This window comes from Actinopolyspora alba (genome assembly GCF_900112765.1).
In the GTDB taxonomy this organism is placed as follows: Bacteria; Actinomycetota; Actinomycetes; order Mycobacteriales; family Pseudonocardiaceae; genus Actinopolyspora; species Actinopolyspora alba.
In genome coordinates, this window is record NZ_FOMZ01000010.1 from 1 (window position 1) to 26,297 (window position 26,297).

Consider the following 26,297-nt stretch of genomic DNA (forward strand, 5'->3'; position numbering starts at 1 on the left):
CCAGCCAGCGGAAATTCCCGAATGCTTTTCCGTTGTTCACCGCATTCACCGTAGCACCCCAACCAACCCCCCACTCACCGGGGGGTCACCCACCCGCCAACTCACCACTCACCCCAACAAGGCAAGCCCGAGCCAGCAAGCACCAGGCACCACATGCAGTTCTTCAAACAACCAGCCACCACCACGAACCGAAACCCGAAAACCACCGAACAAACCAGAACCACGTCCCAGCTCATCCACCCTCGTGATTTCCAGCCCGGCACCGCCGTGCTGACAACAACCACTCTAAACCCCCACCACACCACCCCACACACCCACCCCCACCAACCACCAAAACACCAGGTGAACACGGGGTTATCAGGACTGCTCGTCCAACTCCGGGGCGAAAAGCACGGAAAGCTCGTGCAGCGTCGACTCGACGCCGGAGTGCACTATCCCCACCATGCCCGTCTCGACGGCCGCGGCAACGTTGCGCGGTTCGTCATCCAGGAAGGCACACCGCTCGGCGGGAACCCCCAGCTGTCCGAGCACGTGCCGAAAGCTCGCGGCAGCGGGTTTCCGAAACCCGGTCTCGGCCGATACGGCCACGGCGTCGAACAACCGGTCGCAGTCGATCGCCGTGGGCCGACTGTCCCCGTTCGACAACAAAGCGACGGACACGCCACGAAGGCGCAACCACTCCAGCGCCCGTACCACCGGCGCTGTTTCCACCTCGGTATCGACCGCCTGTCCCGACGAACGCTCACCGAAGTCGTCCAGGACTCCACCGAAATCGACCACGAGCGCCGACAAAGTCATTACGACAACCTAACTCGCGATCGCTCGAACGGCCGAGCTCATCCCATCGGGTGGTTGCCCGGTTCGGAGCGAACGTGCGGCGGAGGCCACCCACTCCTAATCCGTGAAGCCACCGGAAGGGAGAACACCGTCATGCGCGAGGGAACCACCGTGCTCGCCGACAACGAGAACCGCACCCCGCCGTCCTACTCGGCATCGGCACTGGCTCACGGCGCGGCCAGAAGCATGGTGGAGGTACTGACCGGGCGAAGGCCACTCCATCAGATACGTCGGTGGTTGAGCAGACCGGTGGCCGGCCTGCTGACGACCCTCACCCGACGCGAGACCCCGCTGGACTTCCGTACCCGGATGAACTCGGTACACGCCTGCCCCACCAACTCCAGCACCGTGGAGGTCTGCGTGATCATCCACGAACCGAACCGGCACCGCGCCATGACGCTCCGCCTGGAACGACTGGACGCCGGATGGTGGTGCACCCTGCTTTCCTTGCTCTGATCCCGGAAGGTGCGTGTGGACGGCCGCTCGGGACGGGATCCCACTCGAGCGAGAGCGGGATCCCGTCGAGCCGAGCACCACGTCGGCGAGTTCGGGGAACCTCGCTCAGCGCTTCTTGCCCTTCTTCGACTCGGCCCTGGCGGCGGCACGACGTTCGCGCCTCGTGCCCTGCTGCTCCGAAGCGGAGTCCTCGGACTCGGCGTTGCTGGTCTCGACACCACCGTTCTCCGAGGGCCCCGAGTAACTGAGCCGCTGCCCCGACCTTCCGGCACCGTTGCCCCGCAGTGCGGCCGGAACCTGCGACTGCTCGTCCTGCTGCGAACCCAGCTGGCTCAACGCGGGACCCGCGGCCCGGGAGTTCTTGCCGCGTTTGGAACTCGGCTTGGCAGCGGCCTGACCGTCCTCGGCCGCGACGCCGTCACCGCCGGAGCTCTGGCTGACCGAAACCGGCACCGACGGCTCCGCCGGTTCCTCCGGCTCGGCGGCCTCGACTTGGACGTTGAACAGGTAACCGACGGACTCCTCCTTGAGCGCTTCCAACATGGCGTTGAACATGTCGAAGCCCTCTCGCCGGTATTCGAGCAGCGGATCCCGCTGTGCCATCGCACGCAGCCCGATACCTTCCTTGAGGTAGTCCATCTCGTAGAGGTGCTCACGCCACTTGCGGTCCAGCACGCTGAGCACGACACGGCGTTCGAGCTCGCGCATGCCGCCTTCGCCGACCATCTCCTCGATCTCGGCTTCCCGCGCGTCGTAGGCACGCTTGGCATCGGCGGTAACCGCGTCGTTCACCTTCTTGCTGCTGAGGTCGCCGTCCTCCTCGGCGATGTCCTCCCAGTGGATCGAGATCGGGTAGAGGGTCTTGAGAGCGGTCCAGAGCTGTTGGAGATCCCAGTCCTCCGCGTAGCCTTCGGAGGTCGCGCCCTTCACATAGGCGCTGATCACGTCCTCGATCATGTGCTCGACCTGCTCGCGCAGATCCTCGCCTTCCAGCACGCGCCTGCGTTCGGTGTAGATCACCGAACGCTGCTGGTTGAGCACCTCGTCGTACTTGAGGACGTTCTTGCGGATCTCCATGTTCTGTTGTTCGACCTGGGTCTGAGCGCTTCGGATGGCTCTGGTGACCATCTTGTGCTCGATCGGAACGTCGTCCGGCACCTTCAGTCGAGTCATGACGGTCTCGACCATGTTGGCGTTGAAGCGGCGCATCAACTCGTCACCGAGCGAGAGGTAGAACCGCGACTCGCCCGGGTCGCCCTGACGTCCGGAACGGCCACGCAGCTGGTTGTCGATCCGGCGCGACTCGTGCCGTTCGGTGCCGAGCACGTAGAGCCCGCCCGCCTCGCGCACCTCGTCGGCCTCGGACTCGACCTGCTCCTTGATCTTGTCGACCACCGCGGGCCACTCGGCCTCGTAGTCCTCCCGGTTGTCGACCGGATCGAGGCCCCGCTTGCGCAGCTCGCTGTCGGCCAGGTGATCGACGTTGCCGCCGAGCACGATGTCGGTACCACGACCGGCCATGTTGGTGGCCACGGTCACCGCGCCCCTGCGGCCCGCCTCGGCGATGATGCCCGCTTCGGACTCGTGGTGCTTGGCGTTGAGCACGCTGTGCGGAACACCGCGCTTGGTGAGCAGCTTCGCCAGGTACTCCGACCGGTCGACGCTGGTCGTACCGACCAGCACCGGCTGTCCGTTGCCGTGCCGTTCCTCGATGTCCTCGGCGACGGCGGCGAACTTGGCCTCCTCGCTCTTGTAGATCAGGTCGGGCTGGTCCTGCCGGATCATCGGCTCGTTGGTGGGGATCGAGACCACACCGAGCTTGTAGGTGCTCTGGAACTCGGCGGCCTCCGTCTGGGCCGTACCGGTCATACCGGCGAGCTTGTCGTAGAGCCGGAAGTAGTTCTGCAGCGTGATCGTGGCCAGGGTCTGGTTCTCGGCCTGGATCTCGACGCCTTCCTTGGCCTCGATCGCCTGGTGCATGCCCTCGTTGTAACGGCGTCCGTGCAGTACGCGCCCCGTGAACTCGTCGACGATGGCCACTTCGCCGTTGCGAACGATGTAGTCCTTGTCCCTGCGGTAGAGCTCCTTGGCCTTGAGCGCGTTGTTGAGATATCCGACCAGCGGGGTGTTCGCGGCCTCGTAGAGGTTGTCGATCCCGAGCTGGTCCTCGATGATGTCGACGCCTTCCTCGGTGACACCGATGGTGCGCTTGCGCTCGTCAACCTCGTAGTGCTCGTCGCGGGTCAGCATCGGAGCCAGTCGCGCGAACTCCTGGTACCAGCGGGAGGACTGGTCGGCGGGACCGGAGATGATCAGCGGGGTCCTGGCCTCGTCGATGAGGATCGAGTCGACCTCGTCGACGATCGCGAAGTTGTGGTCGCGCTGGACGCACTCGGCCAGGCTCCAGGCCATGTTATCGCGCAGGTAGTCGAAGCCGAACTCGTTGTTGGTGCCGTAGATGACGTCACAGTTGTAGGCGTCCCTGCGCTGCTCGGGGGACATGTCGGCCGTGATGGCGGCGACTTCCATACCGAGGAAACGATATATTCGGCCCATCCACTCCGAGTCACGTTTGGCCAGGTAGTCGTTGACCGTGATGACGTGGACGCTGTTGCCTGTGATCGCGTTGAGATAACCGGGCAGCACGCAGGTGAGCGTCTTGCCCTCACCGGTTTTCATCTCGGCTATCTGACCGAAGTGCAGCGCGGCGCCGCCCATGAGCTGAACGTCGAAATGCCGGTTGCCGAGCGTTCGCCTGGCACCCTCACGAGCGACCGCGAAGGCCTCGGGCAGGAGCTTGTCCAGCTGCTCGCCGTCGGCGTAACGGCCCTTGAACTCATCGGTCTTGGCCCGCAGCTCGTCATCGGACAGCGCGACCGTGTCGTCTTCGAGCTCGTTGATGTGCGCCGCGATGGAACGCAGACGCTTGAGCATCTTACCTTCGCCAGCGCGGAGCAGTCGGGACAGGACCATCCGGTCGACCTCACTTGCTGATCGTGACGCGCCCGTCACGGACGCTTTACGGCCATAGTATTAGAAGCCCACCTCCGCACGGTTCGCTCAGGCACCGTCGGCCGATGCTCACTGCGCGAACGCGGGAAGTGGCCACGGACCACGAACGTTTCCGGCACGCACGTGTGTTCCCGCCACACCCGATCGTGCGGTGGCAGGGGGAATCTGGCCGCCCGTCGGCTGCGTCGAACCACAGACGTGGCCGTCCCCGCGCACCACGGTACGCGGCGGACGGCCACGATGGTTATGGTCCGTACCAAATCGGTACGGCTGGAGTAGCCGCCAGGGCCACCCGGGTCAGGCCAGTCTGATCACTCCGTAGTCGAATCCCTTGCGGCGGTAAACCACGCTGGGCTTGTCGGCCTCCGCGTCGAAGAACAGGTAGAAGTCGTGTCCCACCAACTCCATCTCGTAGAGGGCTTGGTCCACGGTCATCGGTGTGGCGGGGTGTTCCTTCTCGCGGACGATTCGACCGGGTTCGTAGTCGCTGCTTTCCTCACGCTGTTGCGGGAATCCGGCGCCGCCCGCGGGAGGTTCGGTTGTCCGGGAAGCCCGCTGATTGCTCACGGCGCTGTCGCTCACGGTGCTGTTCCCCTCCGCGCTGTCGTATCGCAGCTGGTCGGCCGGCGGTTCCAGGAGTGTCGTGCGTGTGCGGCCGCCGGTCGTGCCACCGGCACCGGCGACGGCGACCGGACGATCCGCCATCGCGGCGGTGGCCTGCGCCACGGAACGAGGGTTGCGCCGACCGTAGTGCACCTTCCGGCGGTCGTGCATCTTGCGTAGCCGGTTCTCCAGCTTCGTCGACGCGGCATCCAGGGCGGCGTAGAAATCGACCGCGCTGGCCTCGGCTCGTACCGCCGGTCCGCGTCCCTTGAGAGTGATTTCGACCCGCTGGCAGTTCTTCGCCTGGCGTGGATTACGCTCGTGCCGGAGCTCCACGTCGGCCCGCATGGCCTTCCTGTCGTAACGGTCGAGGCGGCTCAGCTTCTCGTCGACGTGCTGCTGGTAATGCGTGGGCACCTCGACGTTGCGGCCCTTGACGACGATGTCCATTCACGACCTCCGTTGCTCAGCGTGCTTCCGTGAATGACGATCACGGCGACACCGGAGTGAGCGTGCTCAGCTCGTTTCCGGCGTCAGGGTCATCACTGCCTCACCTCATTCCACTGCCGGAAAACGGCTTGATGGGAACGCACGTTAGCTCGCGTTGCGGAGTTGTGACACCCCCCGAGTCGGGTGAAGTCAATCGGACACCCTGAGTAATTGGCATGGTCCCGGGTTCGCAATGACACACCTCCGCCCGGCGCAGGGCCGGTCCCGACGACAGCAGTAGCACGGCCGTGTCCCGTGCTCGCCCTTTCGGACCTGTACCCGGACGTCCGCACCGTGCCCGCGCCGGGCGGTACGGCCATCCGCGTATACCCGGCAAACGCATGAGACAAACCATCGGTTCCCGTCGGGGCGGAATCCGTTTCTCCTGGCGGGACGTACCGGGGTGGGCAACGGGACGCTCCGGACAAACCGGGCGGACACGGGCCGGTCAGGACTCCCGGCAGGCGCTCGCCAGCACCAGCACGGCCACCACCGGGAGCCCGGCCTCGGAGAGCGCTCGTAGGCAGTTGAGCACCGTGGCACCGGTGGTGAGGACGTCGTCGAGCAGCAGCACGGGAGTGCCCGGCGGCGGCAGACGACCGGGGCGCGACAGCACCCCGCCACGCAGGTTCTCGAAACGCCTTCCGCTGTTCAGCCCCACCGAATCGCGCACTCGCGGACTCAACCGAAGGCAGTCAGCCGTGCGCACGCCGGGCAACCTCCGCTCCGCGCGGTGGGTGAGCCGCGCCAGGTGCGCCCTGCCTCTGCGCCGCACGGCCGCGTCCCTCGACGGGGCCGGCACCAGACGGGGCGAGTCGGTTTCGGTGATCGAGCCGGATGCGGCGAGAACGGCCCGGACCGCGGTGGCCACGTGTTCTCCCAGTGGTCTCTCCAGGTCACGACGACCGCCCTCCTTGTAGGCCAGCAGCGTCGTACGCACCCGACCGCGATAACGGGCCAAGGCGTGAATCGGCGGTTCCCGGACCAGCGCGGGAGGACGGATCACGCGCGGCTCGTGGAACCAACTGTGGCACTCGGCGCACAGCACGGCCCCGGCGAGACCACAGCCCGCACAGCGCAATGGCAGCAGCAGATCCACCAGCCCCGACGGAACGACAGAGCGGGAGTAGCGATCGAATGACACGCCGACGAGGTTGACTCGCGCGTGGGCCGGTGCGGGTCGCCCCGCCACCGGCGGCTCGGCGTGTCGGCCTTACACGCTGTCAGTGCCGATCGCTCGTACCGCCCGGGACGCACGGGGCGCGGGAGCCGCCGACCGAACCGCCGGGAAAACCTCGATCACCCCGGGTAGAAGGGGATCGAGTTCGCCTTGATCGGGATCTCCCGCAGCACCTCCCAGTAATCGGACAGATCCTTGGCCTGCCAGAGGTAGGACTCATCGGCGACTATGACCCGTTGGTCCGGCCCCACGGTCACCAGTTTGGGGTTGCGCAGGTTGGAGGGCCGGTAGGAGTCCCAGTTGAAACCGTCGACCGAGACCCTGACCGCGGGCTGACTGTCCCTGCCGGTGATGGCCACCAGCGAATCGCCGGTGAGCCAGTCGACCCCCTTGATCTCGGAATCCCCGGTGCCGCCGCTCAACGTCACGGGCTGTTGCAGTGACACGTCCGAATCGCCACCCGCTATACCCGCGACGACTATTCGCCCGTCGACGACGGCGGCGAGCCGGGTACCGCCTCGGGAGATCCGCAGGGCTTCGATATTCCCCTCGCCCGGGAACTCGCTCGCGTCGATCCGGCTGACCGACCAGAAGCCGTTCTCGTCCCGGGTCGCCCGCATCACCCGTTCACCGTCGACGACGGTCCAGAACTCGGACTCGCTGCGCCAGGTGGGTCTGCTCATGAAACTGCCTCGGGTCCCGAGTCTCCGCAGCTCGCCACCGTATGGACCCACACGCAGCTCGACTCCGCTGTCGCCTCGGCGTACCACAGCGGCCACTCGGGAACCGTCGTCGGAACGAGCGGCGGTGGTGATCCGGTAGCTCCCGTTGCCCGCGGGTCCGGGGACTTGAGGAGCGTTCTCGCTGAACACCAGCAGTCGTTCATCGACGACCGCGAGTGGTTTCACGTCCCGGGGGACCTCGTTCCGCTGCTCGTAATCACTCACGTCGGAGGGACGCAGCACCTCGATGTTCGACAGCAACGACGCGCCCTCGTGCTGCAGCTTCACTCGGGCGGTGCGGACTCCGCGCAGCGTCAGCACCACTTGGGCCGCGATCAGCCGCTTCTTCTTGTCGCTCAGATCACCGAGGTCGCGTAGATTGACGAGCAGCGCACCGTTGTTCGTCTCGCTCACGTTGCTCGCCGTGGTGGTGCCCTCCGGTATGGCGGTCTTCATCGCCAGGTCGAACCCCTCGGACGGGCCCGACAGCAGCAGGCTGATGACCCGCGAGGGCAGGGTGCTCTTCGGGTTCTGCCGCACCCACCGGATGTCGGGGATCACCCCCTCGCGCTGGTGATCCAGGAAGTAGACCGATACGGCTCGGTAGCGGGACTTGAAGGCGCCGCTGGCGACCAGCAGCTTGCGAGGCGGATCGACTATCCGCCACTGCCCGTCGGAACGCTGCCGGACCTTGACCCGCAGACTGAGGTCCTTCTCCTCGGGAACGTAGGACTGATCCTGTCGGAGTTTGCCGAGCTGGTGCACGTCCAGACCGACTATTCGGACGGAGTCGGCGGTTTCCGGTTCCGACTTCGGCACGGTGTTGACGCTGTCGACGATGAACCGTTCCGAGGGGGCCTGCCACGAGTCGGCCGCCTGCTCGGTCAGGTGCAGTCGAGCCGCCGCGTAGTCGTTGGCGGGCTCCGCGGTGGCCTCCAGGAAACTGCGGACGAGGTCCGTGTCGTTGAGGTTCTCGGGTGGTGGCTGGGCCTCGGTGCTCGTTTCGGGAGCCTCCTCGACCTGGCTGATCACCCCGGCGTTGGTCTCCTCCGGTATCGAGGCGCAACCGGTGAGCGGAACGGACAGCACCAGCAGCAGAGTCACCACTCGGACGAGTCGCCGTCGCAACGTCATCGTTTCTCCTGCTCGCCGGGACCGGGGCTTCGGGCCGGTCCCTGATCGCTCTGGTCGGATCCCTCGTCCGGGGGTGTGGAACCGTTGTCCGTCGCGTCCCCGGGCACGGCCAGCAACGCCTCGGGCGCGGCGATGCTGCGGGTACTCGGCAGCGACAACGGGCTCGTGTCGACCCGGTCGCCCGAGTCGCGCGGCAGGGTGAGCCGGAAGCAGGACCCCTTACCGGATTCGCCCCAGGCGTCGAGCCAGCCACCGTGCAGCCGAGCGTCCTCGGCCGCGATGGAGAGTCCGAGCCCCGTCCCGCCGGTCTGTCGATCCCGCGAGGGATCGGCTCGCCAGAACCTGGTGAACACGAGTTCGGCCTCACCGGGTCGCAGCCCGACACCGTAGTCGCGCACGGTGACCGCCACCGAGCGGTCGTCCGCGGCGAAGTTGATGTCCACCGGCCTGCCTTCCGCGTGGTCGATGGCGTTGGCGACGAGATTTCGGACGATGCGTTCGACCCGCCGAGCGTCCGCGAGGATGTGAACACCCTCGGTGGGCAAGTCGCCACGCAGCTCGACTCCGCCGGTCCTGGCGATGGGCAGCAGCGAATCCATGACGCGACGCACCAGGTCCGGCGCGTCGAGCGATTCGGTGGACAGATCGGCGACCCCGGCGTCGAGCCGGGATATCTCCAGCAGATCGCCGAGCAGCGACTCGAACCTGTCGAGCTCGTCGACGAGCAGCTCGGCGGAGCGCTCCAGTCCGTCCGGCAGGTCGTCGCGGGAGGCGTGCAGCACGTCCGCGGCCATCCGCACGGTGGTCAGCGGAGTACGCAGCTCGTGCGAGACGTCCGAGGTGAAGCGCCGCTGGAGTTGGCCGAACTCCTCGAGCTGCTGAATCTGCTGCTTGAGACTGTCGGCCATCTCGTTGAACGAGTCCGCGAGTCGGGCCATGTCGTCCTCGCCGATGACCCGCATCCGTTCGTCGAGATTGCCCGCTGCCAGCCGCTCGGCGGTGTGGGCGGCCTGCCGGACGGGACGCACCACCTGCCGGGTGACGAGATTGGTGATGGCGCCGAGCAGCACGAGCAGCGCCAGACCGCCCACCAGCAGGGTGCTCTGCACCAGCCCCAGTGTTTTGCGCTCCGACTCCAGCGGGAACAGGAAATAGGCCTGCAACGGTCGGGTGGCGGTTCCGGCCGGGCTGCCGATGATGAGCATGGTGACCGTCTCACCGTCGCGCCTGACCGTCTCGATCTTGCTCGCCAGGTTGTCCTCCTTGACGAGCTTGCGCAGCGATTGCGGAACGCTGTCGACGGGCCCGGCGGAAGGTTGTTCCCCGTTCTCGGTGATGGCTTGACCGTCCACCAGGGCGGGCACGTAGTTCCCGGCGAGCGAGTCGGTCTCGGTCTTGTCCGCGGTGCTGGTGGTCAGCTGGTTCAGCGCGGCTTCCAGCCGCTCGGCGACATCGCCGGAATTGGGATCGACCGCCGTCAGCTGGTACTCCAGGATCGGCAGGTTCTGCTCGACCTGCCGGACCGCGGCGTCCTCCTTGTTCTGCAGCAGTCTGTTGGTGATCTGCGTCTGCAGCACCATCCCCAGTACGAAGACCACGGCCGAGGACAGCGCCAGGGTGCTGACGACGACACGCAGCTGCATCGAGCGGCGCCAGGTCGATTCGAACCAGTGCCAGCGCCTGCGGACGTCATCCCGGAGCCGGCCCGGGAAGGAACGATCGGCGCCGGCACGAGACTGCTCACCGTTCACCCCGTCCGTCCTGCCGTGTCGAGACGATCATCGTGTTCGGCGATCATGGCGGCCCGGCCTTGTACCCGACGCCCCGAACCGTCAGCACGACCTCCGGGTGCTCCGGATCCTTCTCGATCTTCGACCGGAGTCGCTGTACGTGTACGTTGACCAACCGGGTGTCGGCCGCGTGCCGGTAGCCCCACACCTGCTCGAGTAACACCTCACGGGTGAAGACCTGGCGGGGCTTGCGCGCGAGCGCGACCAGCAGGTCGAACTCCAACGGCGTCAGCGAGATCGGAACTCCGTCGCGCGTGACCTCGTGCCCGGGGACGTCGACCGTAAGATCACCGATGGAGAGCACCTCGGCGGGTTCCGCCTCCGTGCGGCGCAGCCGCACCCGCAGCCGTGCCACCAGCTCCTTCGGTTTGAACGGTTTGACGATGTAGTCGTCGGCACCGGACTCCAGCCCGAGGACGACGTCAACGGTGTCACTCTTCGCGGTGAGCATGACGACGGGGACCATCGACTCGGCGCGAATGGCCTTGCACACGTCGATGCCGTTCATGCCCGGCAACATCAGGTCGAGCAGCACCAGATCGGGTTTGAGTTCACGCAGCGCGGGCATCGCCTTGGTGCCGTCGTTGACGACGGCGGTATCGAACCCTTCACCACGGAGTACGATGGTCAGCATCTCCGCCAGGGCAGGGTCGTCGTCCACCACGAGCACGCGTGACTTCATGCCCCACATGGTTGCACTTTGCACCACGGGGGCAAGCACCACCCGGTATTCATCACCGCAGGTCGTCGGATCATTGCCCAGTGCGAGGGCTACGGTACCGCCGAACGGAGCACTACGGTGGAGTAGGTTACGCGAGCACGCGGTCGGCCAGTCCCGCCGGATCCGTGGTGGCGGCGTCGTCCACCACGTGCCAGGGTGACCACCACGACATATCGGCGAGTTCCAGATAAACCGCCGCACAGCGGTCCTGCAGTCCCGAGTCCGACTCGAACCTGTCCCTGCCGTCCGCCGTGCCGGATCGTTCCCGGCGTTCGGCCCGGTCCGCGGCGACTTCACTGGGAACGCGTAGCAGGATCTGCAGTTCCGGCTCCGGCAGTCCGAATCGGGTGACCTCGAGCTGGTAGGCCCAGGAGACGAACTCACCGTCGGCGTGCTGCCACAACCGGGCCGCCCCGTAGGCGGCGTTGGAGGCCACGTACCGGTCGAGCAACAGCACGTCGTGTTCGGCGAGCCGTGCTCGCAGCCATTCCGCGGCGCGCTGCCGATCCAGTGCGTAGAGCACGGCCATGCCGTACACGGACTCGGCCAGGTCGCCGTGCGCACCCCGCAACGCCTCGGCGACGAGATCGGCGTGCACGTCCTGGCCGTAACGCGGAAAGGCCGCGCGGCCCACCGACAGCCCCCTGGCCGTCAACTCGCCGCTCAACGCGTCGGTCAGCGTCTGCTTTCCCGCCCCGTCCAGCCCTTCGATCACGATCAGTCGCCCCATGGTGCGAACCCTACGCAGTCCATCCACCGGAGTAGCGACCGCATGGGCCACCCGGCCGCACGCCTCTTCGGGACGACGGGAAAGTATCGATGAAAGGATTCCGGGAAGTAGGTCGCGACAGGACCGTCGAGAAGAGACAATCGAACCGGGAGAATCAGCTCCCACAGGACCGAGGCGGGAGCCGCTCGTCCGTCGTGAATGGACTCGCGAACTCCGCGGAGAACGCGGACTCCCCCGCACCGCACCGACCCACAGGAGGAACAGTGCACGTACCCGGGCCGGACACTCGCGTGGTCGAGCTGCGGGTACACGGCGTCCTCGGGACGGAACCGCGGGACCTGACCGATTCGGTGGCTTCGGTGGACGTGGCAGGCGACGGCACCGGACGAATCGTCAGTCCCGCTGACCGACTGCTGCGCCCGATCCCGGGGCCAGACCTCACCGCGGGGGAACGAACCGTCCCCCGTTCGGTCGAGGGTTATGTCTGGGGCGGTATGACCTCCGGACGCGGCAAGGCACTGTGGGCACTGCTGTTCCCGTTCGCGCTGGCGAACCTGGCGCACTGGATGCTGCCGCCGGTCGACCGGGACAGCCACTGGTCGCGCTCGCTGGGAGCGCTGCTCCGTGCTGGACTGCGCCTGGCGGGGCTGCTGCTGACGATGCTGTTCACCGCGCAGCTGACCGTGCTGAGCCTGGATCTGGTGGCGGCCCAGTGCCTGCGCGCGGGGACCGGGTGTCTGAGCGCCGTCCCCGACGAGCTGCGTGCGTTCGAACCGCTGCGTTCGGTCCCGGCCCTGCTCTTCGTGGTGGCCGCCGTGTTCGGCATGTACCGCCTGTCCGCGATGTCCTGGCAGGTTCGGAACCCGAGCGGTTCCGGGGACGAGCACAGCGCGCAGGCACCGAGACTGCCGGGGGCCGGAGTGGTGCGCGATCCGAGCACTCCCGCCCTGCGGACGCTGCACGCGGTGGCCGCGCTGTGCACGGTGGTGCTGCTGGCTCTCGGCGGACCGACCGCCGCCACTGATCCACGCTGGGTGGCGGCAGCGGCCGTAACCGCGCTGTGCGTACTGGGAACGTTGCTGTTGGACGACCCGACCGGTTCGGGAGATTCCGAGAGCGGTTTCCGCCACTCCGTGCACCCGCTGGTGGGGCGCTACGCGCGAATCCTGCTGCTGGGCACGAGCGGGCTGCTGTTGCTGCTCACAGCGCTCTTCCCGACTCACCTGTCCGGCCCGCTCCCCGGCTCGGGACCGGTGACCGACTCGCTGACTCTCGGCCTGCTGGCACTGTGCGGCTGCATCGGGGCGCTGCTGCTACCAGCCGCGTTGCTGGCTCGTCGCTCGTGGCGTCGTCTCCCCTCCAGACTGCGCCCGTGGGCCGGTGGCTGGTTCGCCGCGCCGGTACTGCTGATCGCGTGCCTGCTCGGCGCGGGTTTCGGCGCGGGTCTGACGCTGAGTGCGCGGCAGGTGCTCGGTACGGATCTACTGCTACCGGCTTCCTACGACACCGTGACGCTGTTGTGGGGGGCGGCGACGGCCGCGCTCGTACTCGCGGGGCTCGTCGTGGTGCCGTGGGCGTGGTTGCGCTGGTGGCGGGCGATCCGCACGGACGGGGTCTCCCCCGAGGTGGAGCTGCTGCACGCCGGGCGCCCCGCGGATCAACGCAGCGCCGAACGCGCGTGGAAATGGGCCGAGCTGCAACGCCGCCACGGGCATCGGCTGGTGCTGCTGCTGGCGGGTGCCTTGACGGTGGGAGCGGCCCTGGCGCTGGTGCTGCGCCTCGGCGGTCCCGAACCTCCCTTCTGGGGACGTTGGTTGCTGCTGCTGGGCGTGGGAACGCTCGCTACCCTGGCGGCGACGCTGCTGCGAATGGTTCACCTGGCGGTGCGTCGTCCGAACGCGGGACGGCAGTTGAGTCTGCTGTGCGATCTGACCCTGTTCTGGCCGCGGGATTCTCATCCGATCGTGCCGCCGTGCTACGCGCTGAAGGTAATCCCCGAACTGGTCGACCGGGCGTGTGAGCACTTGGCGGACCCGAACACCCGCGTGGTGCTCTCCGGCCACAGCCAGGGCAGCCTGCTCGCCTCCGTCGCCGCCGCCAGATTGCTCGGCAGGCTCGACGAACAGGACCACGAACGGATCGGCCTGGTCACGGCCGGTTCACAGTTGCAGTGGGCGTACGCTCGCGGATTTCCCGGCTTCCTCGGCCACGAGGCGCAGCGCTCCCTGGCGGGCTCGCTGGCCGGGCAGTGGCGCTCACTGTGCCGAGGGACTGATCCGATCGGTGGTGCGGTCGGGACGTGGAACCGGCAGGTCCACGACGGCAAGCTGCTGGGGGTGGGATTCCGCCCGGACGGCAGCGAGGGGCCGCTGCCCGCCGCCGCACGCGGTCCCACGGGTGCGCTGGTGCTCGGTAGCGATCACTGGTTGCCCGATCCGCAGCGCGGACCGTTCGAGCATCGACGTTGGACGGCCGGGTTGTCGCGGCACTCCGAGTACAGCGGCGACCCCGAGTGGGACAGGGCCGTGTCGATGGCGGCGGCCCTGGAGGTCCCGGCGCGTGGCACGAACCTCCCGCTGCGCACGACGATGGTCGACCCAGCGGGAAGCTCCCGGAACGGCAAGACCCATCGCACGGACACCTCCGAGGACCGCGCGGCGAACCGTCCCACCGGTGGGTCTTCGACGAAGGTGGGCTCGCACCCCGTAACGGGTGGGGACACCGTCCGACGGGAGGAAGGGGTCGCCGCCGCGGCCACCGAGCTCACGGTGGAGGACGATCCGGACGGGCAGGAGGGTCACACCGCCGAAACCACCGGGACCGAAGAGCCCACTCGGCTCCCGCACACCGAACTTCCGGAGATCATCGACCTGCCCGGGATGACGCCGCCATGGGAACGCGGTCCCGCCCTGCGTCCGTCGAGCCAGTGAGCCGAGCCGGTGAGCCGGTGAGCCGCGCTCGTCGATCAGCGGCCCGCTCGCGGAGCGATTACTGCCACGCCGTGGGCACGCCCCGCGTACATTTCGCGGGAAATTGACGGTGACCGGACGGCTACCCCACCACAGGTGCGGCGATTTCGCGAGAAATCGACGTCCCAGCACGGCGGTGTGCCCCCGGATCCGGCGATTTCCCACGAAATCGCCGGGACGCCAACACCGACGAGCGGCCGGGCTCCGACCACTCCCGCAGCTCGAGCTCCGACCACCCCCGCAGACCGCACCACCGCGGGTTCTCACGGGTCGTCTCGCGAGGACAGCCTCGACGTGGCGTAGTAACTACTCGATGTCGAGGATCCCGCAGCGAGACGGCCCGTGAGGTTCCGCCACGCAACCAGCTCAGCAGCTGGCACGGCCGACCTCTCCAAACGTCAGTCGGGGAGGTTGTCGGCCCTCTCCCGCTGCCCGAGCACCGAGTGGGTGCGGCTGTAAAGGGCGTAGATGATCACACCCGCGAGCATCCACACGAGGAACCTGATCCAGGTGAACGCGGTCAGGTTGATCATCAGCCACAGGCAGGCCAGCACCGCCAGGATCGGAACCGCCGGAACCAGTGGTGCGCGGAAGCCGCGTGGCAGGTCGGGACGCTTGCGACGCAGCACGATCACGCCGACCGAAACCAGCACGAACGCGAACAGAGTACCGATGTTGACCATCTCGGCCAGGCTGGAGAACGAGAAGAAGCCGGAAGCGACGAACACCACCGCTCCCACCAGCACGGTGGTGCGCACCGGAGTTCCGCGGTGCGGGTCGGTCTTGGCCAGGCCGCGAGGCAGCAGCCCGTCCCTGGCCATGGCGAACAGCACCCTGGTCTGGCCGAGAAGCAACACCATCACCACGGTGATGAGACCGATCAGTGCTCCCACCGAGATCAGTGTGGCGGCCCAGTTCACGCCGTTGATCTCGAAAGCGGTCGCGAGGGTGGCGCTCTGCCCGTCGGGGCCGGTGGCCAGCTCGGTGTAGCGCACCATGCCGGTCAGCACGAGTGAGACTCCCACGTACAGCACGGTGGTGATCACCACCGAACCGAGGATGCCGCGCGGCGCGTTGCGCTGCGGATCGCGGGTCTCCTCCGCGGTAGTAGCCACCACGTCGAAGCCGATGAAGGCGAAGAACACCACCGAGGCCCCCGCCAGCAGCCCGTAGATGCCGAACGTGCTGGATTCACCCCCGAGCAGCAGCGAGAGCAGCGACTGGTGCAGGGCGGGACCGCCTTCGGACGTGCTTTGCCCCTCCGGGATGAACGGGGTGTAGTTGTCCGGTTTGATGTAGGCGATCCCGGCGATGATGATGAACAGCACCACCCCGACCTTGATGGCAGTGATCACCATGCTGACCCGCGCCGAGAGCTTGGTTCCGGTGATCAGCACCGCGATCAGCACCGCGACGAGCAGCATGGCTCCCCAGTCGAACTGCAGCGGCCCCAGCGGGAGCTTGGTGTCCAGCGAGATCCCGATGCCGGACATGACCTGCTGCAGGTAGGACGACCAGCTCTTGGCGACGGCCGAAGCCGCGATGGAGAACTCCAGGATCAGGTCCCAGCCGATTATCCAGGCTAAGAACTCGCCGAACGTGGCGTAGGAGTACGTGTAGGCGCTGCCTGCCACCGGAACGGTGGAGGCGAATTCGGCGTAGCACAGTGCCGCGAGGGCGCAGGCGATCGCGGCGAGCACGAAGGCGAGTGATACGGCGGGACCGGTGGTGTCACCCGCTACCTGTGCGGTGAGCGTGAAGATCCCCGCACCGATTACCACCGAAACACCGAAAACGATCAGATCCCAGGTACCGAGATTCTTCCGTAGTCTGGTGTCGGGTTCATCGGTGTCCAGGATCGATTGTTCAACCGTTTTGGTCCGCCAGATTCCGTTTCCTGGCACCACTGCCTCCTCTGATCATGCTTACTGGTGGCACCGCACGATAACGGGCGCGAGACCGTTGCCGATGGTGGTTGAGAGCACAATCTACTAACGAGCCGCCGAATCCGCGCGAATCGGGACCGCGAGGTCCGGAAAAGTTGCGCGACACCACTAATTGCTCGTGAAAAATACTCTTTTAATGCGAGCACCGCTCCGCGAGACCGAGTTCTCCCGGAGCGTGAGTCGGCCCGAGTGCGATTCCGGCGTACCGCGAGACGGCGAGGCATGCGGTGCGGCCACTCGATGTCGGGCACCGCTGTCGAGAGCGGGCGGGAACGAACGGCGGCTCCGTCCGAACACGCCCGCCGGGACGACCCCGGCTGAAAACCTCGGTCAGACAGCGCCGGGGGCCGCCCGGAACAGCTGCACCCCTTCGCCCGCCTCACCGAGCGGCTGCGCCAGCACACAGGGGTCCGAAGCAGCGAGCCAGACCGAGTCCCCGCGCGAGAGCTCCAGTTCGCGAGCGTTACCGGAGCCACCGCTGTGGCTGCCGTTCCCGTTGGTACCGACTCCCGCTGCGTAGGGGGACAACCTGACCTTGCCCTCGGTGCACAACAGGATCTGCGGTCCCGCGGAGTCGAGCAGGACGCCGGACCGGTCACCGTGACGCCATTCCACTCTGGACAGTTCGAACTCGTCGGCCTCGGTGCGGTATACCGTCAGATTGGTGTCGCGCCGTTCACCGTTGAGTATTCGCAGTTCACCGTTCTCGAAGTCGAGAACCCGCAGCAGTTCGGCCACGTCGACGTGCTTGGGGGTCAGGCCGCACCGAAGGATGTTGTCCGAATTGGCCAGTATCTCCACCCCGGTCCCGCGCAGATAGGCGTGCAGGTTCCCGGGTGCGAGATAGATGGCCTCCCCCGGACGCAGCACGATTCGGTTCAGCAGCAGACTCGCCAGCACCCCGGCGTCGTTCGGGTAGTCCTCGCCCAGTTCGAGAACCGTGCGGCACTCCTCGGTGAATTCACCCCCGGAACGCACGTGCTCGGCACACGCCCGCAACAGATCCGGCATCAGCGCACGGAGGGTGTCCTCCGGAAGGGTGATCCACGTGGTGAACAACGCACGCAGCCCGTCCCGATCCGGCTGATCGGCCAACAGGCGGGTGTGCGCCCGCAGACTCGGCACGTCGAGCTGGTGCAGCAACCGAACGGTGGTTTCGGCGGCGCGGAATCCGGCGAGCGCGTGGAACTCGGTCAACGCACAGATCAACTCGGGTTTCGCGGTGGGATCCGGGTAGTTGCGGTCGGCGGCACCGCGCGGGACCCCGTCCGCCTCCTCCCGGGCGAACCCGTCGGCCGCCTGCTCGGCGGAGGGGTGGGCCTGCAGGCTCAACGGCTCGTCCGCGGCGAGCACCTTCATCAGGTAGGGCAGCCGATTGCCCCATATGTCGGTGCACGCCCGCCCCAGCTGATGGGTCGGCTCCGCGTCCAACAAGCGCACCAGCGAAATCTCCGATCCGTCCTGACACAGCAACCGCGAGGAATCTCCGGGATGGGCACCCATCCAGAGTTCGGCTTCGGGATGTGGCGCGGGGACGGGACGGCCGAGTAGCTCCGCGATCGCGGTCCGGGACCCCCATGCATACGGGCGTACCGCGTTGCGCAGTAACTCCACAGTCGTTCTCGCTTCCTCGTCTAACCGCGTCTCCCCGACGGAACCGATACCGCCCGGCGGGAGTACAACGAATGGTGTCCCGCCCGCGCTTCGCAGGAGAACACCGGAAACTCCGTGCGAATCGGCCGGGGATGCGGGCGCCGAAGCACCCAGGTCCTCAGCGCGCCGCCGACACCGGTCTGTCGTCCCCGTTCAACGAGTCCGAAGCCAACCCGATGTAGACCGCGGCCATGTCGAACCCGACGGCGAGGCACAGCGAACTCCGGACCCCGTCCCCCTGCTGGGACTCGTTCGGGGCGAGCACGTCGGCGCCGGGCAGTGCCGCTGTGGCGGTTCGCTCGGTGAACCGCGCCCGTTCACCGTCGCGGGTGCTCAGCAGCACGACGCGCCACCCGGCCGTGGTTTCCTCCGTGGGATCGGCGAACAGATCGGCCTCGCTGCCGACCGTCGCGGCGGCGCGGTACAACGCCGCACGATGCACCGACTGCTGATAGTCGGTGACATCGCACGGTATCCCCGCGTAACGCCCGAGCACGAAGGAGCCGTGCTCGGCGACCGCCGTGGACGGTCCGTCCACTCCCCACAGCAGCGGGATGCGGTCGGCCAGCCGCAACGCCAGTGTCTTGGCGGGATTCTCCGAGATCTCGTGTCGTGGGTGGGAACGCTCCGCCTGCTCGTCCAACGCGTCCGCCAACGCGTCGGTGTCGGTGTCGAGCAGTCCCAATGCCGTGAGAACCCTCACCCCCGCCGTGAAGGCGTGCGCGATGCTCAACGGCTCGGGCACCGGAATCCTGGGGGATATCGTTTTCGCCCGCCCCGCGGCGGCGGCCCCCACGGGGCCCTCGTCCGGAGCGGCGAGAATCACGCTCGCCCCGCGCCTGGTGGCCAGTTCCAGCGACTCGGCCAGCGACGTGTCCCCACCGTCCGCTCCGTAGGCGAAGACCACGTCCAACGGACCGACCCAGGTGGGCACGACGTCGGTGGTCACCACGGGAACCGGACAGGAGGAACCGAGCAGGGCCGCCAGCAACCGACACGTGGCGGGCCCGACACCGGATGTGGACAGCAGCACCAGAGCACGCGGTTTGTAACCGGCGAGGTCGTCCACACCCGCTTCCGAGGCGGCGGAGGCGGCCGCGCGAACCTGCGCGCCCCCCAGGGCGGCCATGCGGAGCAGACCCCCGGTGTCCAGCTCGAAGATTCGCCGCTGGTCATCGAGGACGCTGTCGTCCAACACCGTCCTCACCCCTCCCCTGGCTCGTCGGGGGTGGGACCGGTTCCGGGGGCGGGAAGCGCCTCCTCCAGCAGGAGGACGGGAATTCCCTCCCGGACGGGGAAGCCGCGCCCGCAGGAGGTGCAGCTCAGGTATTCGGCGTCCGGATCGTCCGGCAGACCGTCCCGCAGCGGCGCGTGTCGGGGGCACGGGCACACCAGGATCTCCCGCAGTCGGGGATCGATCGCCACAGTCACTCTTCCTCCCTGGAATCACACCGCACCATCGCTCGGACGGTCCACAACCGGCCGGAACACCAAGACGCATCGGCCAAGACACCGCTCGTCCCGCCCGGGGCGGGATTACTTCCGCAGTACAGTCAGCACCTCGTCGCGCAACGCGACCATGCTCGTCGAGTCGCCACCCTCCACGTTCAATCGAAGGACCGGCTCGGTGTTGGACGGGCGAAGATTGAACCACGACCCGTCCGACAACTCCACGGTAAGCCCGTCGAGCTCGTCGATACGAGCACCGTTGCGGTTGCGAAACGTCTCGATCACCGCACGCATCCGGGCCGAGGGGTCGTCGACCGTCGAGTTGACCTCGCCGGAGGCCGCGTAACGGGTGTAGCTCGCCATCAGGTCCGCGAGAGAACCGGACTGGCCACCCAGCGCCGCCAACACGTGCAGTGCGGCCAGCATCCCCGAATCGGCGCGCCAGAAGTCGCGGAAGTAGTAGTGCGCCGAGTGCTCTCCACCGAAGATCGCGCCGGTCTCGGCCATGGTCTGCTTGATGAAGGAATGACCGACCCTGGTGCGTACGGGTTTGCCGCCCTGTTCGGTGACGATCTCGGGCACGGCCTTCGAGGTGATCAGGTTGTGGATGACGGCGGCGCCGGGTTCCTTCGCCAGCTCCCGCGTGGCGACCAGAGCGGTGATCGCGCTGGGGGAGACCGGTTCACCCGCCGCGTCGACCACGAAGCACCGGTCGGCGTCCCCGTCGAAGGCCAGACCCGCGTCCGCCCCGACCTCACGCACCTTGGCCTGGAGATCCACGAGGTTGGCGGGCTCCAGCGGATTCGCCTCGTGGTTGGGGAACGTGCCGTCGAGTTCGAAGTACATGGGCACGAGTTCGACGGGCAGACCGTCGAAAACGCTGGGGACGGTGTGTCCGGCCATGCCGTTGCCCGCGTCGACGACGATCTTCAGCGGTCGGATCGCGGTCAGGTCGACCAGTCCGCGCAGGTAGTGCGCGTACTCGCCGAGCATGTCGCGTTCGGTGACCGTGCCCTGCGCACCGAGGAACTCGGGCACGCCGTGCCCCACGAGCTCCTTGATCTCGGACAGCCCGCTGTCCTGCCCGACGGGGGCGGCTCCGGCACGGCACAGCTTGATCCCGTTGTACTGGGCCGGGTTGTGGCTGGCCGTGAACATCGCTCCCGGAAGATCCAGCTGCCCCGAGGCGAAGTAGAGCATGTCGGTGCCGGCCAGACCGATGTGAATCACATCGATTCCCTGCCCGGTCACTCCCTCGGAGAACGCCGCCGCCAGCTCGGGAGAGGAATCCCGCATGTCGTGCCCCACCACCACCGCGGGGCCACCGACCAGTCTCGTGAACGCGGCACCGACTTCGCGGGCCACATCCGTGTTCAGATCATCGCCCACCAAACCCCGGATGTCATACGCCTTGACGATCCCCGACAGGTCCCGCACGCTGCACTCTCCCGTAATGACGGCATCCTTTGCCTGCGTGCCGCAGCTTACCCGCGAACGGCTCGGCCGTGGTGTCCGCCGACTGCCATCGGGATTCAGCGGGAAAGACGAGAACGTGGCGACGACGAGCTCGCCGGGCGCTACTCGTTGCCCGGATCGGGCAGCGCACGCAGGTGGCCTCGTTTGCTTCCGCCGCCGTGGAACCCCGGTGAGTCGGCGGGATCGGCACGGCCCGCCTCCCGAACCGCCTCGGCGAGCGCCGTGAGGTCATCACCGGAAGGCTGATCGGCGCTGAACTCCCCCTCGTGCCGTACGACGTGCCAGCCCTTGGGAACCGTCAGTCGGAGGGCGTGTTCCTCGCACAGGTCGTAACTGTGGGGTTCGGCATAAGTGGCCAGCGGGCCGACCACCGCGGTCGAATCCGCATAGGCATAGGTCAGCGTCGCTACCGCCGGGTCGGTGCACCCGGTTCGAGAGCAACGCCTCACGCTCCGCACGCCTGGCACCATAGCGCTCTTGTCACGTCGGTACTCGACGGCACGCGGAAAAACCGGGCGGAATAACCCGATGTGGGAACTGCCGTCCGGCGTTCATCCGGACATGGCGATCCGTTGCGCTGCATTGATCATCCTGTTGGTGAAGTTGCGCACGATAGCGAAACTACGCGGACGAATTATCCGAAACGTATCGCACGAACACGTTCGGTAGCTACTGGTGCGGGCACGATTCCGTATCCCGTTTCGGGCGGAGTATCCTCACCGCGTGGTGACCACACGGCAGGCTCGACAGCGCACCGGAAAGCGACGGGACCGACGAGGCCGCGGCATGCGCGGTCCGCTCTACCCGTCCTCGGTTCCTGCCGCCCGGAGCCGCTCGCAGCGCTTCGACGCGCTGGTGCTCGACGCCCTCGAACCGATCGAGCAGCGGTGGCACACCGAACTCACCCAGCTCGACGTGGCGGTCGACGAGGTACCGGAAGTCGATGTGACGTCACCCGAGTCCGTGGTGTGGGGCGACGACATGGTCGTGGACTCCAATGTGCCACTGGCGCGTCTCGTCCCGGAGAGCACCGACCGGCGCGGCAATCCCACCAGGGCGCGAATCGTGCTGTATCGGCGTCCGCTCGAGGCCAGGGCCGGCAACGGCACGGACATGACGGACCTGATACACGACGTGCTCGTGGAGCAGATCGCCAGCTACCTCGGGCTCGATCCCGGAGTGATCGACGGCAACTGACCTGATTGTGGCTGTATCGCCTCGGTTTGGCGGGGTGGTTCCGTGGCGGAACCTCTCGCGGGCTCTCGCTGCGGGTCCCCCGACATCGAGTAGGTACTACGCCACGTCGGGGGCGTCCTCGCGAGAGCACCACGAGAGAACCCACGGCGGTGCCGGTGGCGAGGGTGGTCGGAGTTCGCCCTGCGAGGGTGCTCGGACTCGGCCTGCGTCGATGGGGCGCCGCGATTTCGCGAGAAATCGACACCGGGCGGGGATCGCGCCGTCTCAGTGTTCCGTGGAGTCGTCCCGCTGCCGTCGACCACGACCGGGGAACGCACCGATCAGCGTGAACAGGATCGCGGCGGCCTGGAACGCGAGCAGACTGGTACGTGGCACGGCGGTGAAACCGATCCTCACCTGCCCACCCGTCTCGGGCAGCGGCACGGCCACCTGCTCGCCCCAACCAGTGGCGAGGCCCACGCTCGAACCGTCGATGTACGCCCGCCAACCGGACTCCCGCTGGGCCGCGAGCAGCAGCACCCTTCCGGGACCGCCCTTGGAGACCCGAATCGTCACGTGCGGCAATCGGGTGGATATCCCTATCGGTCGGGTTCTGGGGCGCGGTGAGACGTCCTCCCGAGCGTTGCGCGCCAGCGCGGGGCCGAGCAGCGTCACGGGGGTGTGGGGAAGCAGCACCCGGAACACCCGCCGCCCGCTCACGGACTCCCCGGTAGCCGCGACGGTTCGGCCCGAGAGTTCCACGAACTGCCCCGAGCCGGTGTCACCGGGAATCGCGATGCGCCCCGCTCCCCTGGAAGCGGCAGCGGCCACCCCGGAACGCACCCGCTCCGCCTCACCCGACAGCAGATCGGCCTGGATGCGCGAGAGCGCCGCGACGGCGCCGGGAGCCGGCGCCAGCGAAGCACTTCCGAACCGGGGCCGCGGCCGGGGTGTGAGGCTCGGCACTCCGGAATCGGGGCGCAGGGTCAGCCAGTAGCCGGTGTCGTCCGCCGCGGTCGACGTCTCGGGAACCGGACGCAGCGGACCGGACCGTGCCGTGAAAAGCGTCCCGAGCGCCAGCGACAGCAGCACCACGACGGCGACGGCCCCCATCGGTCGCCACGAGGGCACACCCGCCGACCACCTCCGAGGTCCGGCGAGGCAGGCCAGCACGACCCAGAGCAGGCCGCACGCCGTCAGCAACGACGCTCCACCGGCCCACCCGACGCTCTCGGTCCCACCGAGCAGCGGTGGCAGGGCGATCCGTGCGACCAGCAGACTCGCGCCCCAGCCGAAACAGGCCACCACCAACCCGGGCAACGCGGCACGACCTGGCGTCCGGAACAGCAGGAGCAGCGCCGCACCCACCGGCAGTGAAACGGCGACCCAGCCCCACGCGGTGTCTCCGGAGTGCAACGCCAGCAGCGAGAGCCCGGCGGGGTGCTCGGTCACCGGGACGCCGGGACCGTGCCACAGCAGCTCCGGATGCCGCAGCGCCACCACCGGCCACGGCAGCAGACAGGCGACGGGAAGCAGCACGAAGGAGGCCAGCCCGGCCAGCCTGCGCACCGCACCCGCGGGCGCGAAGGGTGGGCAGAGGAAGCCCAGCACCGCGAGCAGCACCAGCAGTACGTACACGCCGGGGGCGAACGCGGCCAGCACCGCCGCCGCGAGTGCGGTGCGGCACGCCGTGCCCAACCAGTTGGGCCGCCCGCCCCGGTATCGCGGCACCAGTCCCAACAACCCGGCGAGTCCCGCCAGCAGCGGCGGAAGAAGTACATGCGCCAGCACAGCGTCGAGACGTCCCTGCACGACCCCCGCCATCGCGACCGGAAGCAGCGCGTAGGCCGCGGCGGCCGACGCCAGCCAACTCCGGGGAACCGGGATCGAACGGCCCGCCAGATAGGCGGACAGACCGGCGGCGGGCAACTGCGCCAGCAGCAACAGGGCGACCGCGGCGGGTGGACCGCCGAAGGGGGCGAGCAGCCCGCCCAACAACCCCAGCACCAGCAGGGTCGGCGGTGCGGGGGCTCCGGTTCCGCCGTGGATCGGGTGCCACGCGGCGAGGTAGTTCGACCACGTCTGCTCGAGCCCCGCCGCGGGCAGCAGCCTGCCACCGTGCAGTTCCGTCCCCAGCCGGGAGGTCTCGGCGAACGGGCCGTGCGCGAGCAGGGCCAGCAGTACCAGTCCGACGAACAGCACGAGCGGCGGGTTCAGCAGCAGCTCGCGCAGCACCCGCCGCCGGTCGACCGGCACGAACAGCAGTTCCGCCGCGGCCGGCGAGGTGTCGGCGGCGCCGTCGCGGGGGGTCGGGGTGGGGCGTGCCCGCGTTTCGGTTCCGTCGCCTACCTCGTCAGCTCCGGCCTCGGCCTCCCGTGCGGCGGAGTGGTGCTCGGGCACGGCGACCACAACCGGATCGGTGGGTCTGCGCAGCCCCATCGCGGAGCGTCGGCGGGTACCCGCGTGCCCCAGCGCTCCGCTCGGCAACGCGTCCGGTCCGTGCTTGGCGGGATTCGGCACGTCGGGCACCCGGGCGGGCGACGCACTCGACCGGTCGAGGCCGATCCGGGCGTCGTGCCGCACCCGGTTACGCACCAACCGGGCGTATCCGCTCAGCACGAGATCGCGTGTCCGGTCGCCCCTGCCGGTCAACAGGCCGTCGACCCCGCTGCCCGCCGTGGCGGCTCTGCCGTGGTCGAGTCGCGCGTCACGGAGCCGCAGTCTTCCCGTGAGCAGTCGGATTCCCACCACGAGCTCCGCGAACGCCTCCGGTGCCCGTCCCGTCACGAGCCGTACGAAGCTCCGAGGAAGCGCCAGCAGCACCAGCCGCGGTACGCCGAAGCGGTAGGCGCGGTTGCCCACATTCGCGAGGTAGGTGAGTACCTCGCCCTGGCGCCGAACGGTGGCGGCGGTGCGGGAGTCCGCACCCTCGTCGCGCGGTTCACCCCGCTCGCCGGCGCGCGCGGCGACCACGCGCCGCATGCGGGCCTCCGGCACGCACAGCACGAGGTGTCCCGCGGCGTTGGTCCGCCAACCCAGGTCGACCTCCGCGCAGCCCGGTGGCAGTCGCTCGTCGAATCCACCGAGCTCGTCGAAGACCTCGCGCCGCACCAGCGCACACGCCCCGGAGACCGCCAGCACCTCGGACACCTGCAGCGCGGAGCCCGCACCGCCCGGGGTGTTGCCGAGCGCCGGATCGAGTCCCGGGGATCGGGAACCGGTACGCACCCGGCCCGACGTGTCCATCGACAGGCCCGCATCGACGATCAGCCGCGGATCGTCCCGGTCGAGTCCCAGCGGGCCGAGCACGGCCGCCGAGGAATCGTTGGCGGCCACCCGCAGCAGCGTGTCCAAGCAGTCGGGCTCGGGAACGGCGTCGTCGCGCAGCAGCCACAGCCAGCTACCGGGATCGCCCCAGCGCTGCTCGGCGTGCGCCACGGCGTGCGCCACTGCCGCGCCGAAGCCGGTGTCGCTTCCGACGGTGAGCACACCGTCCAGCGATCCCGCGACGTCGGTCGCGGCACCGTCCATGGCAGCACCGTCCGGAGCGGCACCGTCGGTCGCCGACAGCGCTGCCTCCGCCGCGAGCGGTTCGACGGTTTCCTCGTCCGAGCCGATCTCCACCGCCAGGAAGTGGCGCGGCAACACCGTCAGGCGCCGCAGCGCCGTCAGCATCTCCGGCAACGACTCCGCGCCCCGATGACACACCAGCACCGCCAGCACAGGTGCCGTGCTCGGGTGGTGCTCACCGCTCGTTTCCCCGGCGGAACGTAATGCGGCCACCGTGTCCTCCCGCGTGCCGTGGTCCGATCACCGCACGACGGTAATGGACGGCCACGCGTTCCGGGACATGCTCTTACCGACGAGTAGGAATTCGTTACCGCAGCGGACGACGTGGCGAACGATCGAGTTGATCATCGGATGGCGGTGTACTCGGTGTGACAGCAGCGGAAA

Annotated in this window: 18 protein-coding genes; 3 read left to right on the forward strand and 15 right to left on the reverse strand. The window is 68.0% G+C overall.

The annotated features are described in order from the left end of the window. Positions 1 to 357 precede the first annotated feature (357 nt). The gene (locus BM150_RS15765; protein ID WP_092928066.1) at positions 358 to 798 is read right to left on the reverse strand and encodes an HAD-IA family hydrolase; all 441 of its coding nucleotides are present in this window, start codon (positions 796 to 798) and stop codon (positions 358 to 360) included. Between the two features lie 132 nt (positions 799 to 930). Between BM150_RS15765 and BM150_RS15770 the strand changes: the two genes are divergently transcribed. After that, the gene (locus BM150_RS15770) at positions 931 to 1,293 is read left to right on the forward strand and encodes an Rv3235 family protein (RefSeq protein WP_092928067.1); all 363 of its coding nucleotides are present in this window, start codon (positions 931 to 933) and stop codon (positions 1,291 to 1,293) included. Positions 1,294 to 1,398: 105 nt separating this feature from the next. Here BM150_RS15770 and secA read toward each other — a convergent pair whose 3' ends face one another. The 7 genes from secA to BM150_RS15805 form a co-directional block, all read right to left on the reverse strand. Then, entirely contained in the window at positions 1,399 to 4,266 is a 2,868-nt protein-coding gene (gene secA / locus BM150_RS15775) for a preprotein translocase subunit SecA (protein WP_092928068.1), read from the reverse strand. Positions 4,267 to 4,602: 336 nt separating this feature from the next. After that, entirely contained in the window at positions 4,603 to 5,358 is a 756-nt protein-coding gene (gene hpf, locus BM150_RS15780; protein ID WP_092928069.1) for a ribosome hibernation-promoting factor, HPF/YfiA family, read from the reverse strand. 487 nt (positions 5,359 to 5,845) lie between these two features. Continuing rightward, complete coding sequence (locus tag BM150_RS15785) at positions 5,846 to 6,541, reverse strand: ComF family protein (protein WP_092928227.1); 696 nt, start codon at positions 6,539 to 6,541, stop codon at positions 5,846 to 5,848. A 155-nt stretch (positions 6,542 to 6,696) separates the two neighbouring features. Beyond that, entirely contained in the window at positions 6,697 to 8,433 is a 1,737-nt protein-coding gene (locus tag BM150_RS15790; protein WP_092928070.1) for an LpqB family beta-propeller domain-containing protein, read from the reverse strand. After that, positions 8,430 to 10,076, reverse strand: a complete 1,647-nt coding sequence (mtrB, locus tag BM150_RS15795) for an MtrAB system histidine kinase MtrB (RefSeq protein WP_092928228.1) — start codon at positions 10,074 to 10,076, stop codon at positions 8,430 to 8,432. Before mtrB ends, BM150_RS15790 begins: the two co-directional genes overlap by 4 nt. A gap of 151 nt (positions 10,077 to 10,227) precedes the next feature. Next, positions 10,228 to 10,905, reverse strand: a complete 678-nt coding sequence (mtrA, locus tag BM150_RS15800; protein WP_043576314.1) for an MtrAB system response regulator MtrA — start codon at positions 10,903 to 10,905, stop codon at positions 10,228 to 10,230. A gap of 127 nt (positions 10,906 to 11,032) precedes the next feature. After that, on the reverse strand, positions 11,033 to 11,674 hold the full coding sequence (locus tag BM150_RS15805) for a dTMP kinase (protein ID WP_092928071.1): 642 nt from the start codon (positions 11,672 to 11,674) through the stop codon (positions 11,033 to 11,035). Between the two features lie 263 nt (positions 11,675 to 11,937). On the opposite strand from BM150_RS15805, the gene BM150_RS15810 reads away from it, so the two are divergent. Then, positions 11,938 to 14,604 (forward strand): hypothetical protein, encoded by a 2,667-nt coding sequence (locus BM150_RS15810; protein WP_092928072.1) that lies wholly within the window; start codon positions 11,938 to 11,940, stop codon positions 14,602 to 14,604. Positions 14,605 to 15,041: 437 nt separating this feature from the next. On the opposite strand, the gene BM150_RS15815 is transcribed toward BM150_RS15810, so the two are convergent. From BM150_RS15815 to BM150_RS15840, 6 genes are all read right to left on the reverse strand, one after another. Continuing rightward, positions 15,042 to 16,547, reverse strand: a complete 1,506-nt coding sequence (locus BM150_RS15815) for an amino acid permease (RefSeq protein WP_092928229.1) — start codon at positions 16,545 to 16,547, stop codon at positions 15,042 to 15,044. Positions 16,548 to 16,919: 372 nt separating this feature from the next. Further along, the gene (gene manA / locus BM150_RS15820) at positions 16,920 to 18,203 is read right to left on the reverse strand and encodes a mannose-6-phosphate isomerase, class I (protein ID WP_092928073.1); all 1,284 of its coding nucleotides are present in this window, start codon (positions 18,201 to 18,203) and stop codon (positions 16,920 to 16,922) included. Between the two features lie 157 nt (positions 18,204 to 18,360). Further along, positions 18,361 to 19,440: an SIS domain-containing protein gene (locus tag BM150_RS15825; protein WP_245755521.1), complete on the reverse strand. Its 1,080-nt coding sequence runs from the start codon at positions 19,438 to 19,440 to the stop codon at positions 18,361 to 18,363. Positions 19,441 to 19,445: 5 nt separating this feature from the next. Continuing rightward, complete coding sequence (locus tag BM150_RS15830) at positions 19,446 to 19,673, reverse strand: Trm112 family protein (RefSeq protein ID WP_092928075.1); 228 nt, start codon at positions 19,671 to 19,673, stop codon at positions 19,446 to 19,448. Between the two features lie 105 nt (positions 19,674 to 19,778). Continuing rightward, positions 19,779 to 21,128: a phosphomannomutase/phosphoglucomutase gene (locus BM150_RS15835; protein WP_092928076.1), complete on the reverse strand. Its 1,350-nt coding sequence runs from the start codon at positions 21,126 to 21,128 to the stop codon at positions 19,779 to 19,781. 140 nt (positions 21,129 to 21,268) lie between these two features. Then, positions 21,269 to 21,625 (reverse strand): DUF3499 domain-containing protein, encoded by a 357-nt coding sequence (locus BM150_RS15840; protein WP_245755522.1) that lies wholly within the window; start codon positions 21,623 to 21,625, stop codon positions 21,269 to 21,271. Between the two features lie 265 nt (positions 21,626 to 21,890). On the opposite strand from BM150_RS15840, the gene BM150_RS15845 reads away from it, so the two are divergent. After that, complete coding sequence (locus BM150_RS15845) at positions 21,891 to 22,364, forward strand: metallopeptidase family protein (protein WP_245755523.1); 474 nt, start codon at positions 21,891 to 21,893, stop codon at positions 22,362 to 22,364. Positions 22,365 to 22,628: 264 nt separating this feature from the next. On the opposite strand, the gene BM150_RS15850 is transcribed toward BM150_RS15845, so the two are convergent. Then, a complete protein-coding gene (locus tag BM150_RS15850; RefSeq protein ID WP_139219557.1) occupies positions 22,629 to 26,126 on the reverse strand; it encodes a glycosyltransferase in 3,498 nt (1,165 codons plus the stop codon). Between the last annotated feature and the right edge of the window lie 171 nt (positions 26,127 to 26,297).